Annotated in this window: 16 protein-coding genes; all 16 read right to left on the bottom strand. The window is 73.5% G+C overall.

What is annotated here, in order from left to right:
- Nucleotides 1–129: 129 nt before the first annotated feature.
- The gene (locus ABD308_RS29415) at nucleotides 130–1,395 is read right to left on the bottom strand and encodes a phage major capsid protein (RefSeq protein ID WP_344341442.1); all 1,266 of its coding nucleotides are present in this window, start codon (nucleotides 1,393–1,395) and stop codon (nucleotides 130–132) included.
- On the bottom strand, nucleotides 1,395–2,168 hold the full coding sequence (locus tag ABD308_RS29410) for an HK97 family phage prohead protease (RefSeq protein WP_344341439.1): 774 nt from the start codon (nucleotides 2,166–2,168) through the stop codon (nucleotides 1,395–1,397). The genes ABD308_RS29415 and ABD308_RS29410 overlap by 1 nt, the downstream gene beginning before the upstream one ends.
- 4 nt (nucleotides 2,169–2,172) lie before the next feature.
- A complete protein-coding gene (locus ABD308_RS29405) occupies nucleotides 2,173–4,215 on the bottom strand; it encodes a phage portal protein (protein WP_344341436.1) in 2,043 nt (680 codons plus the stop codon).
- A gap of 13 nt (nucleotides 4,216–4,228) precedes the next feature.
- On the bottom strand, nucleotides 4,229–6,010 hold the full coding sequence (locus tag ABD308_RS29400; RefSeq protein ID WP_344341433.1) for a terminase large subunit: 1,782 nt from the start codon (nucleotides 6,008–6,010) through the stop codon (nucleotides 4,229–4,231).
- Complete coding sequence (locus tag ABD308_RS29395; protein WP_344341430.1) at nucleotides 5,976–6,434, bottom strand: phage terminase small subunit P27 family; 459 nt, start codon at nucleotides 6,432–6,434, stop codon at nucleotides 5,976–5,978. The genes ABD308_RS29400 and ABD308_RS29395 overlap by 35 nt, the downstream gene beginning before the upstream one ends.
- A 164-nt stretch (nucleotides 6,435–6,598) precedes the next feature.
- Entirely contained in the window at nucleotides 6,599–6,991 is a 393-nt protein-coding gene (locus ABD308_RS29390) for an HNH endonuclease (protein ID WP_344341427.1), read from the bottom strand.
- 2 nt (nucleotides 6,992–6,993) lie between these two features.
- On the bottom strand, nucleotides 6,994–7,185 hold the full coding sequence (locus ABD308_RS29385) for a hypothetical protein (RefSeq protein ID WP_344341176.1): 192 nt from the start codon (nucleotides 7,183–7,185) through the stop codon (nucleotides 6,994–6,996).
- Nucleotides 7,182–7,373 (bottom strand): hypothetical protein, encoded by a 192-nt coding sequence (locus ABD308_RS29380; protein ID WP_344341173.1) that lies wholly within the window; start codon nucleotides 7,371–7,373, stop codon nucleotides 7,182–7,184. Before ABD308_RS29380 ends, ABD308_RS29385 begins: the two co-directional genes overlap by 4 nt.
- On the bottom strand, nucleotides 7,370–7,651 hold the full coding sequence (locus ABD308_RS29375) for a hypothetical protein (protein ID WP_344341170.1): 282 nt from the start codon (nucleotides 7,649–7,651) through the stop codon (nucleotides 7,370–7,372). Before ABD308_RS29375 ends, ABD308_RS29380 begins: the two co-directional genes overlap by 4 nt.
- Before the next feature lie 124 nt (nucleotides 7,652–7,775).
- Nucleotides 7,776–7,988: a hypothetical protein gene (locus ABD308_RS29370; protein WP_344341167.1), complete on the bottom strand. Its 213-nt coding sequence runs from the start codon at nucleotides 7,986–7,988 to the stop codon at nucleotides 7,776–7,778.
- Complete coding sequence (locus ABD308_RS29365; protein WP_344341164.1) at nucleotides 7,985–8,587, bottom strand: hypothetical protein; 603 nt, start codon at nucleotides 8,585–8,587, stop codon at nucleotides 7,985–7,987. The genes ABD308_RS29370 and ABD308_RS29365 overlap by 4 nt, the downstream gene beginning before the upstream one ends.
- A gap of 66 nt (nucleotides 8,588–8,653) precedes the next feature.
- Nucleotides 8,654–8,953: a hypothetical protein gene (locus tag ABD308_RS29360; protein ID WP_344341161.1), complete on the bottom strand. Its 300-nt coding sequence runs from the start codon at nucleotides 8,951–8,953 to the stop codon at nucleotides 8,654–8,656.
- Nucleotides 8,954–8,978: 25 nt separating this feature from the next.
- Nucleotides 8,979–9,590 (bottom strand): zinc finger domain-containing protein, encoded by a 612-nt coding sequence (locus tag ABD308_RS29355; RefSeq protein ID WP_344341158.1) that lies wholly within the window; start codon nucleotides 9,588–9,590, stop codon nucleotides 8,979–8,981.
- A 46-nt stretch (nucleotides 9,591–9,636) separates the two neighbouring features.
- On the bottom strand, nucleotides 9,637–9,798 hold the full coding sequence (locus ABD308_RS29350; protein WP_344341152.1) for a hypothetical protein: 162 nt from the start codon (nucleotides 9,796–9,798) through the stop codon (nucleotides 9,637–9,639).
- Complete coding sequence (locus ABD308_RS29345) at nucleotides 9,795–10,292, bottom strand: hypothetical protein (RefSeq protein ID WP_344341145.1); 498 nt, start codon at nucleotides 10,290–10,292, stop codon at nucleotides 9,795–9,797. Before ABD308_RS29345 ends, ABD308_RS29350 begins: the two co-directional genes overlap by 4 nt.
- 72 nt (nucleotides 10,293–10,364) lie before the next feature.
- Nucleotides 10,365–10,575: hypothetical protein (locus ABD308_RS29340; RefSeq protein WP_344341138.1), on the bottom strand; the 211-nt coding region annotated here is incomplete at its 5' end.

The following is a 10,575-nucleotide window of genomic DNA, read 5'->3' as shown; positions in this document are numbered from 1 at the left end:
GGACCGCCCGGTCCGGGCGGGGCGGGCGGTTCGGGTGCGGCTCGGCGGACGGGGGCGTCCTCGGGGCGGTAGCGGATCCCGTCGAGGATGACCATCTTGTGTTCGGGCATCGGTGGTCCTTCCTCGGGCTCAGGCCGGCTTGACGACGATGAGGCGGTTGGGCTTCCAGATGACCTGCGCGGCGCGCAGCTCGGCGCGCACATAGGTGAGGTTGCGCTGGGCGTAGTCCTTGTGCTGGTTGAAGGCGAGGACGGACAGGCCTTCGCGGTCCAGCAGGGCGACCTGCTTCCAGTCGCCGAGGATGACGGTGCCCGGGGCCAGGCGCTGGGAGATCGCGCGGGCGCGGCCCCAGGAGGTGTTGGGGCCCTGGCCGAACGGCCCGCTGCCCATGTAGCGGTTGGTGGTGTCCTTCAGCAGGTCCCAGGCCTCGTCGTCCTCGGGGGACATGAGGACGGCGGTGACCTGACCGCCGGGCAGGGTGGTGATCTTGGTGATGGCCTTGCGGATCGCCTCGACCTGCGCGCGGGCGTCGGCGCCGGGGGTGTAGGTGAGGTTCTGCACGCCGGTGGTGTGCAGGACGCCCTTCGGGTCGCCGCCGGTGCCGGTGCCGTTGAGGAGCTTGTCCTCGATGACCCAGTCGAGGGAGTACTTCAGCTCGTTGTCCATGTAGGCGGCCAGCGCCGGGGCGTCGGACAGCAGGCTGTTGGTGACGTCGTAGCCGTCGGCGTAGGTGTACGGCTTGGCGTCGGCGAGCTGGGTGGTCATGGTGCTGGTGGGCTTGAGGGTGCTGTCGCCCGGCAGGATCTCGTCGGGCACGATCGCGGCGTTGCGGGTGACGCCGGTGACCTGGAGATACTCGAACGCGCCGGCGGTCTCGCCGCGGCTGATCAGGTCAAGGATGGTCAGGGCGTCGCGGTCGACCAGGTCGACCATGGGCATCCGGATCGGGGCGACGTGGCCGAGACCGACCTGGAGCGGGGCGGCGGTGGCCTTGCGGGCGGCGAGGTAGTCCTTCATCGAGCCGAGGCGCACGCGGCCGATGTCGACCGGGGAGCCCTGGCCGACGCCGGAGGGGTGGGCCTTGCGGAACTCGTGGTACAGCTCCGACGCGGTGAACTGGGCGCCGAGGGTGGCGGCGTCGGCGCCCTCGGTGCGGTCCTTGGCCTGGAGGGTGGCGCGCGGGGCGGCGGCCTTGGCCTTGCCGGCCATCTCGGCGGCGGCGGCCTGGGCGTCGTCGGCGGCCTTCACCTTCGGCTCCAGGTCGGCGACCTTGGCCCGCAGGTCGGTGATCTCGGTGATCTCCTCGGCGGTGAACTCGCGCTCCTCGGCGGCGGCCTTGGCGGCGATCTCGGCCGCGCGGTCGAGGGCCGCCTGGAGCTGCTGGCGCAGCGTCATCATGCACTCCTTGTGGTCAGGCTGACGGTGGTGGCCCAGGCGGCGACCTGGGCGGGGGTGGGCGCGGCCGGCGGGACGCCGGTGCGGGTCTTGGCCACCGGGGCGGGGGTGGTCTTCTGCGGCTCGGCGGCGGAGAGGACCTCGCCGATCGCGGCGTGCGCGCCCTGGAGGCGGTCAAAGTGCTGCTGGGCCAGGACCCGGCCTTCCTTGACGCCGCGCAGCAGGTCGCGGGCGGCGCTGACGATGCCGCTCTTCGCGGCGTCCAGCAGGTCCGTCTCGCGGTTGGCCCCGATCAGGCAGGGCCCGACCTCGAACAGGGCGCCGAACCGCTTGATCGAGTAGTACTCGCCCCAGGGGTGGGCGGCGAGGTCGTCGGTCTCCACCCAGCCGCCCTCGGCCACCTCGTAGGCGAACGAGAACTGGGTGATGAGGCGGTCGGTCAGCAGGGCGTGGACGTGGGCCGCGTCGGGGTTGGTGTCCATGTGCTCGATCTGCGCGAGGACCTCCAGGCCCTCGGCCGTCTCGGTGGCCTCCAGGACCCGGCCGATGTACGCGCGGATGTTGGTCCACTGGTGCGCCCACACGACGGGGATGGGGTCGCCGGAGGCCTTCCACTCGGCGAGGACCTGCGCGAACGCGCCGGGCTCGATCACGTCGCCCATGCTGTCCTCGTTGCCGAACACCGAGACGAGCGCCCGGAACTGGCCGCTCTGGAGGCCGTCGGCGGTGCCGGCGGCCTTGATCCGGACGCGGCCGCTCTTGGTACGGGGCACCGGCCTACTCCTCTCTCTCGTAGGTGAGCCGGCAGTTGCAGCCGGCGGTTTCGGCGACGCTCCCGGCCGCGTCGCCCGGCCACCGAAGGCCGTTGCCGAAGACGTCGTCGAGCGGGACGCGGTCGCCGTCGAGGCGGGCGTGGGTGGAGCGCGGGGACGAGCCGGTGTTCCACACCTTGTAGGTGAGGCCGCTCGCGCCGGCGGCGTCGTGGCCGCCGAAGGAGCGGGCCTCGGTGGCGGCGGTGACCGCGCGCAGGGTCGCGGCGGTGACCCAGCTCGCCATGGTCTTGCGCAGGCCGGCCTGCCAGCCGTCCGGGTCGCCGACCGCCGCGAGGGCGGCGGTGTATCCGGCTTGCTCGTACTGCTCGGCGTGGCTGGCCGCAGCGGCCGCCAGCCAGGCCTCCATCACCGCGGGGTCCCAGCCGTCGGCGTCCGGGTTGTAGTCGTCCAGGACCGCCCACGCGCCGACCTGCGCCAGGCGCAGCCCGTGCGCCTGGATCAGCGCGGCAAGCTGGGCCTGGCGCTCGGGTGAGGAGGCCGCCCACAGGCTGTAGAAGTCGGGCGGCCCGTCGGCCTTCGCGCCGGCCTGGTCGAGCAGTTGCTCGGCCTGCCGGGCGGCCCATCCGCTGAGGGACTCGGTCAGGGCGTCGCGCTCGGCCTCGAACGTCCCCAGCTCCTCGGGCCGGGCCGCCTTCGCGCGGACCGGCCGGGGCGGGCGCCCCGGGCCGGGCAGGGCCTTGGGCGCGGTGTCGCGCGGCGAGGCGAGGCCGCCGATCAGGACGTTGAGGGGGGTCACCAGCTGGTCGGTGCCCTCGACCTGCGGAAGGTTCAGCTTGGACCGGGCCTCGGAGCGCAGCATGTACGGCGCACCGACCGCGCTCTGCAGGACGGCCGCCTGCTCCATGAACGAGCCGCGCAGCTTCGCCTCGACGTACGCCTCGACGTACAGGTTCGAGCCGGCCCCGGCCACGATCGGGACGAGCATCGCGTTCAGGACGTCCTGGAGCATGGTGATGTCCGGGCCGACGCTGTGGGTGTAGAGCATCTGCCGGAACGCGTCGATGCTGCTGTAGGTGCCGTCGCGGGCGCCGACCAGCTCCGGCGGGATGTGGTAGGAGGAGGCGACCTCGGCGTCGGTGAGGCGGCGGCCCTCGATGTCGAGGGTGTCGCGGGGGGAGAACGCGGTGACGGGGACGAGCCGCATGCCGTCCTCCAGGATCGGCGTGCCGCCGGCCGCACCGCCCTTGCCGACGAACCGGTTGAAGGACTCGGTGAACCGCGCTTTCGCGGTCTTCGACCACTCGGGGGCGTCCGCGGGCCGTTCGATGACGGCCGACACCTGGGCGCCGTTCTTCCACACCTGGCGCCGGTAGGCCACCGACTCGCTCTGCTCGGCCAGGATCTGGCGCAGGGTGTCCATGGGGCTGGTGCCGTCGGCGCCCGAGGTGGCGTACCCGTGGTCGAACAGGTAGCCGGCCAGGGGGACGGTGCGGGCCGGACCGGAGGAGGACACCAGGTAGAGCGCCTCGGGCTGGTCGTCGTCGTCCGCGAGGATGTGGAAGCGCCGCGCGGGCTTGCGCCGCAGCTCCCACCCGGAGGCGGTGTCCGCGTTGGGCAGGACCTGGACGCACCAACGGTCGTAGATCAGCCAGTCGACGATCACCTGGTGCCACAGCCGCGAGGCTGTCAGGCTCGGCCCGGGCGCGGCCAGGAGCCGGGCGAGCGGGTGGTCGGTGACCCGGCGCCGGTCGGTGTCGGAGACCCGCTCGTAGACGTGCCACGGGATCGTGGCCAGCGCGCGGGCGATGTAGTCCACCACCTTGCGCACCGACGGCTGCGTGCGCCACACGTCCGCCGCGGCGGCGGTATCGGTGTAGTTCGACAGCGGGACGCCGGGGTCGACGATCCTGATGCCGTGCGCGGTCGCGTACGCGCCGAGCGCCGCCAGATCGTCGAACACCTCGCCAGCCTTGGCCACCGGCAGGCCCTCGGGCGTGATCACATCCCCGCGGCCGATCGCCTTGTCGCGACGTCGCCAGAACGCCACAGCGCCACCCCCTTCAGGTCGTCTCGAAGTCGCCGTCCTCGTACGCGGAGCGGCGCTTGGGCGGGCGGGCCAGGACCTCGGACATGGCGTCACACAGCGCGCTGACGCCGTCGATCTTGTCTCCCGCGCGGGCCTTGGACGGCTTCACGTTGCCGGCCGCGTCCTGCTCGACGGCCAGGTTGTCGACCATCCACGTCATCACCGGGTTGCCGCCGTGGCGCAGCATCGCCCGGCCGCCGCCGGCGACCTGCCGCTCCCCCTGGAGCAGCAGCCGCTTGATGGCCTTCATCGCCGGGCTCATCGTCTTGAAGCCCTGGCCGACGCCCACCATGGGGGCTCGCTCGCCTTCCAGGTCGTTGGTCAGCGACGTCGAGGACCAGCGGTCGAAGCCGATCGCCTTCACGGCGAAGGCGTCCAGGTCGCGCCGGATCTGCGCGCCGATGAACGCGTAGTCGGTGACGTTGCCGGGCGTGGTGAACAGCCAGCCCTCGTCCACCCACCGCGAGGCCGCGCCGGCGGTGCGCTTGTCGAGGCTCTTCAGGTTGTCCGCGGGCGTCCAGAACCGCAGCAGCAGGTCGAGGCCGCCGGCCTCGTCGTCCGGGAACAGCCAGGCCAGCGCGGTCAGGTCACTGACCGACCCCAGGTCGATGCCGCCGTAGGCCTCCCGGCCGGCGAACAGCTCCTCGTCCAGCACGACGGTGTTGGCCCTCCAGGCCTCCAGCGTCAGGTACTTGGTGACCTGCTTGGTGCGGATCCCCAGGTGCAGCCGCAGGAACTTCGCCAGATCGGCCGGGCTCTGCTTCGCCTCGTCGGACCGGGCCTGGAGGTAGGAGCGGGTCGGCGAGATGGGGAACCCGGGGTTGGCCTTCGCCCAGGTCTTCGGGTCGTGCGGATCGTCCTCGGGCTCGGCCGCCCACACCACCCCGTACACCGACGGCGCGGTGAACACGCGGCGGGCCAGCTGCTCGATCCGCCGGCGCTTGCGGTCGTAGACGGTCTCCCGGCCGCCGGCGTCCGCCGTCGTGATGATCACGATCAGCGGCTGCCGTCGGCTGCCGGTGCCGGTCTCGATCGTCTCGACGAGCTCCGGGTCCTTGTAGACGTGCAGCTCGTCGACGAACCCCGCGTGGAGGTTGGCGCCGTGCTGGGCGGCGGCGATGCTGGCGATCGGCTGGAAGTACGAGCCGGACCGCGTGTGGATGATCTTCTCGGCGAGAGCCTGAACGTGCGGCTTGAGCGCCGGGGAGTTCTCGGCCAGGTGCCGCACCGGCGCGAAGACGAACTTCGCCTGCTCCTTCGTGGTCGCGGCGGTGATGACCTGCGCGCCGGGCTCGCCGTCCGCGCAGGTCATGTAGATCGCCAGGCCGCCGCTGAGCGTCGACTTGCCGTTCTTTCTCGGCACGTCGATGTACGCCTCGCGCACGACCCGCACGTAGTCGCCGGCGTCCTCGTCGAACCGGACCCACCCGTAGATCGGCGCGATGATGTAGCCGACCTGCCACGGGTCCGGGGTGAGCGGGCGCCCGGCCCACTGCCCCTGCGTGTGACGCAGCAAGTTGAAGGCCGCGAGGACCTTGTCGACCCGGTCAGGGTCGAAGACCGCGCCCTCGGCCTCGCCCGGGCTCGGGGTCTGGATCAGCGGCGGGCGGTCCGGCAGCGGGATCCCGCGCGACAGGAGGTACCAGGCGACCTCGGGCGCCAGCTTCAGGCGCTCCAGCTCCGCCGCGTCCGGCAGCTCCAGGACGTCCGGCTCGTCCGGGTCAGGCGAAGGGGTTGTCCTTGTCTTCCTTGCCATCGTCGGCCCCCCTCGCCAGGGCCTGCTCGGTCGAGGGAGTCAGCCCGAAGTGGGCTGCCCAGGCGCGCAGTTCGCGGCCGGCCGCGCGCTGGATCCCGACGAGCGGATGCGGCAGCGTGCCCTGCTTCGCCTCGATCGTCAGGCCCTCCGTCTTGAGGAGCCTGGTCGCCTCCACGAACTGGGCCCAGGCCTCGCAGTAGGCGGCGAGCGCGGCCCGGTCCTCCGGCTTGAGCAGGCCGAGGCGGGCCAGGCCGGGGACGACCCGCCGCCACTCGGCGGCGGCCTCGCGGTTCAGCCAGGTCGGCGCGGCCGGAGGCTCGCGGGTGAAGGCCGGGCCCTGATTGACGGTGCGGCCGGCCGCGTCCTTGCCGTCGCCGCGGCCCTTGAGGAGCCGCAGCGCGGCCGGCTGAGCGGTCCTTCCCACGGGGGACCCCCCTTCACCGATTCTGTGCAGACGCGTGCGGAGTTGACCGCGGCGGGCCCCCAGAGCCCAAGCTCCGTGATCTGGACTCCCCTCCCCCCAGGGGGTGCCCGGCCGAGGAGCGCTGTTCGAGCACAGCGGCAAGGCGGCCCGGCCGGCCGGAAGGATCAGGACCCGGGCGGGGGGCCGCCCCCCGCCCGGCCGAGGCGACGCTCGTTGCCTCGCGCGGCCTCGCCGGCGCTCTTGGCCGCATCGCACGGCGGGCACAGCAGGCCGAGGTTCTCCAGGTCCTGGGGTGACCCGCCCTCGGCGATCGGGACCTTGTGGTCGAGGACGTGCTCGCCCTCGTCCTCATCACCGCAGCGGTAGCAGCAGCCATGGTCCCGCCGGGCGACACGCGCCTTGAGGGTGCGCCACCGCCCGGAGCTCAGGCCGTACCGGCTCGCCTTGTCCTCGCGGCCGGCCCAGGCCTTGCGCTGGTGCTCGGCGCAGCGGCCGCGTTCGGTGGCGAGCTCGCGGCACTGGGGGTCGGTGCAGCGGGAGGGGGGACGGTAGGGCATGCCTACCCCCGGGGAGTGGATCGGCATACGTAGTACAGGCGGCGGCCGATGGCCACGCTCAGGCCGATGCGGTGCTCGCCGTCCATCACCTGGCCCAGCGAGGCGATGTGCGTGGCGTCGAGGCTGTGCAGGGTGCTGCCGAACCAGATGCCCAGGGCCTTCTCGATTCTGGTGTGCAGGGGGCCCGGGCTCATCGCGGGTCCGCGCTGGTGCGCGCCGTGCTGCGGACGACTGCGGCGGCGCCGATCAGGAGCTGGGCGAGCAGCTCGCGGATGTCGGTGCCGCCGTCGCCGAGCTCGGCCGCGATGGTGCCGAGGTGGAACTCGCCGCCGTCCCCGACGCGCAGGTGCACGGGGATGTCCATGGTGGCGGTCATGGTCATCGACTTTCGGTGCCGCGGGTACGGGCGCAGCGGCAGGGCGTCGAGGAGGTGCCGGCGGGGGCGAGGGACATCGTGATGCCGGGCTGGGGGCTGGCGGTGAGGCCGTTGGTGTGTACGACGGTGCGGCCGGCGGCCAGGACGAGCTCGTCGGCGACGGGTGCCGGGACGCCGCCGGCCAGCAGCTCGGCGCGGTACGAGAGGAGCATCGCGGCGGTCGTGGCGGTGGCCGCCGGAGCGGGGGCGCGGCGGGCAACGGTGCTGGGGGTGACGGGCTCCACGGAACCTCCTGGGCATGGCGAAGGGCCCCGCGGCGATGCCGGGGGCCCTTCGTGATGGTCTGCGCTCACCCAGTTTCGGACATACGGGTGGTGCCAAGATCGTTGCATCGGGTCACGGTAAGCGTCAAGCGGACTTCCGTGGGCGCCAGGCCTCGACGAGGGCGAGGGCCTGGTCGGCGTCGTACTCGGGGTACCGCGTGGAACCCCCGATCCGGACCAGGTCGTCGCGGATCACCCAGCTCCGGACGGTCGAGGCGGGGACGCCGAGCGCCTCCAGCTGGACCCGGGTGATCCGGCCGGGGAGCGGGACCCGGTCCCGGGGGCCGGCGCTGCTCATGCGTCCACCGTGGCACGGCCGGCGCTGGTCGTGCGGCAGAGCTGGGTGATGCGGGAGGGGTCGCGGCCGTCGGTCTGGGCGACGAGGTCCCGGGCGACGCCGCCGGCGCGCAGTCGGCGGACCAGGTCGTCGCGCTCACCCTCGACGGTGCGCAGCTGGACGGCGAGAGCGGCGGCGCGGGCGAGGTGGGGGAGCGCGCTCACGTCCAGGGGTGAGCCGTCGTCAGGGACCGGTGCCCAGTCGGCGAGGATCTTGCCAGCCATCTCGGTGTGGTGGGCGGCGTTGGCGGGGTCGCGGCGGGTCTGGAGGGTCCAGCCGAGGGCTATGCAGGTGGGGCCGGGGGCCGGGGTGAGCGGGCGCAGCAGGTGGCGGCCGCCGCCGGGGAGCCGGGTCACCTGCCCGGCGGCGTAGGTGGTGTGGTGGGTGGATCCGCCGACGTGGTGGGGGGTGGGGGCGTCGGTGATCTCCAGGAGGAGGACGGCCGTTCCGTCGGGAGCGGTCTCGACGTCCCAGAGGGTGGCGTGGCCGTGGACGGTCCAGGGGCCGGCGATGCCGGTCATGCGGGCGGTGTAGACGCCGCCGATGGTGAGGGGGCTCACGGTGGTGTGCTCCGGTGGGTGAGGGCGCTCACCCGGTGGGGGTGAGCGGTGTCATCTGGTGGTGGGTCAGAGGCCGAGGGCGGCGTAGGCGCGGGCGTGCTGGGCGCGGGTGAGGGCGTCGTCGAGGTGGCGGCCGGCGACGCATTTGGTGCGGCCGCAGGCCGGGAGGACGTTGCCGGTCGGGGGGCGCCCGTAGTGCTGCTCGAAGAGGAGGCGGCGAACGAGGTGGGTGCGGCCGGCCCAGGAGAGCAGTTGCCGCCCGCCGGACGCGATGGGGCCGGTCCACTCCAGGTGGCCGTCCTCGACTTCGCGCGTGAGCGCGGTCACCTTGGCCTGGAGGGTGGGGTAGGTCGTGCGCGGGGCCATGGTGGTCCTCCTCGGGTCGGTGCGGTCAGGCGGCGCGGTGGGCGTCGGTGGGGGCGGCCTGGAGGCGGCGGCGCAGCTGGAGCCACTGGAGGGGGCCCCACTCGGTGCGGCACCGGGCGCAGCGCACCGCGGCGGCGCCGTGCGGGAGTTCGAGGCGGCCGCCGCACGGGTTGCTGTCGCCGGGGCGGGCCGGGTCGGGGTGGTGGCCGACGACGGTGGGGTGGTCGGCGGGGGCGACGTGGCGGGTGGCCGCGGCGTGGAGCTGGTGGATCTCGCGGGCGCAGTCGCCGGCGGCGGGCCAGTCCAGGCGGATGTAGGTGAGGTGTTGGTGGAGGCCGCGGGCGGCGCGCAGCAGGCGGCCGTCGGGGTGGCCCCAGGGGTCGGGCCAGTGCAGGCCCATGTCCTCGTGCAGGGCCTGGCGCCATGTCTCCAGCACGGTGACGGCGCCGCCCGGCCCGATGAGGTCGAGGACGTCCAGGTCGACGGGGAGTGGGGCGTCGGCGGCGGCGGTGGGGCGGGTGCCGAGGCGGTCGGCGGCCTGGGCGGAGGGGCGCAGGTAGGCGGCGAGGGCGGCGTAGAGGGGCGGGAGGTCGGCGAGCTGCCGGCGGAGGCGGGCGGCGGTCGTGGGGTCGAGCATGGCGGTCTCCTGATGTGCTGTGCGGGCGGTCCGGCCTGGCGGGGCGTCAGCGGTTGGCGGTCTTCCTTGTGGCTCGGGCGAGGGCGCGGCGGGTGGCGCGGTTCGGGCGGGGCGCCGACTCGGGAACGTTGTCGGGGACGACGGTCTCGATCTGGCTGACGGTGGTGGTCCAGGTGATGCCGGGTGGGGGCGTGTGCTCGCGGATCACTTCTGGCCGCCGTCCTGGCCGAGCACCTCACGGGCCACCGCCAGAGCGGCCTCGTCAGTGGAGTTCTGGATGGCACCGCCGTCCTGCGCAGCGCTCTCGGCAACGGCGTCGAGGAGCTTGGCGATGGACCACGCGATGTCGAGCATGGAGAGCGGGTGGCGACCGTGCCGGAGGTGAGATGCGGCGTTGCTGAGTACGTCAGCGAAGGTTGGACCAGCCTTTGGTTCAGTCGGCCGGTCGAGGGTGGCGATGGTCTCGGGGGTGAGGCCGTAGCCGGCGGCCATGTCGAGCAGCTCCGGGCAGTCCGAGATGTTCTTGGTGAGCGGCCAGGAGTCGTCGTAGCCGCAGCCCTCGCAGGCGAGGGACGGCGGGTCCTGGCGGTGGCGGGCGAGGACCTTCAGGTCGGCGGCGGCCCGGAGGCGGCGTTCGAGGCCGGAGGCGTGGCGCTGCTCTCGGCCGGCGGTGGAGGTGAGCCAGTGGTGGAGGGTGGGCACGGGGTGCTCCTCGGTCAGGAGGTGGTCAGGAGGTGGGGCCTGCCGCCCGGGCGGGGCGGCAGGCGGGACGGGTCAGGAGGTGAGGTCCTCGCCGCACTTCGCGCACTGGGAGTGGGCCCTGAGGAGACCGCCCATGGCGTCGTGCAGGTGGACCTGGTGGACGTCGCCGCCGCAGTCGGCGTGCTCGACGTTCTCGGCGCGGTAGGTGTGCTCGGGTCCGCCGCCCCAGTCCTCGGTGCGGATGAGGGTCCACTGGATCTGGTCGGCGTCGATCTTGCTCATG

Origin of the sequence: Kitasatospora putterlickiae (genome assembly GCF_039527695.1) — a bacterium.
Lineage (GTDB): Bacteria > Actinomycetota > Actinomycetes > Streptomycetales > Streptomycetaceae > Kitasatospora > Kitasatospora putterlickiae.
The sequence above is the reverse complement of the archived record's forward strand: the minus strand, read 5'-3'. Positions and strand labels throughout refer to the sequence as shown.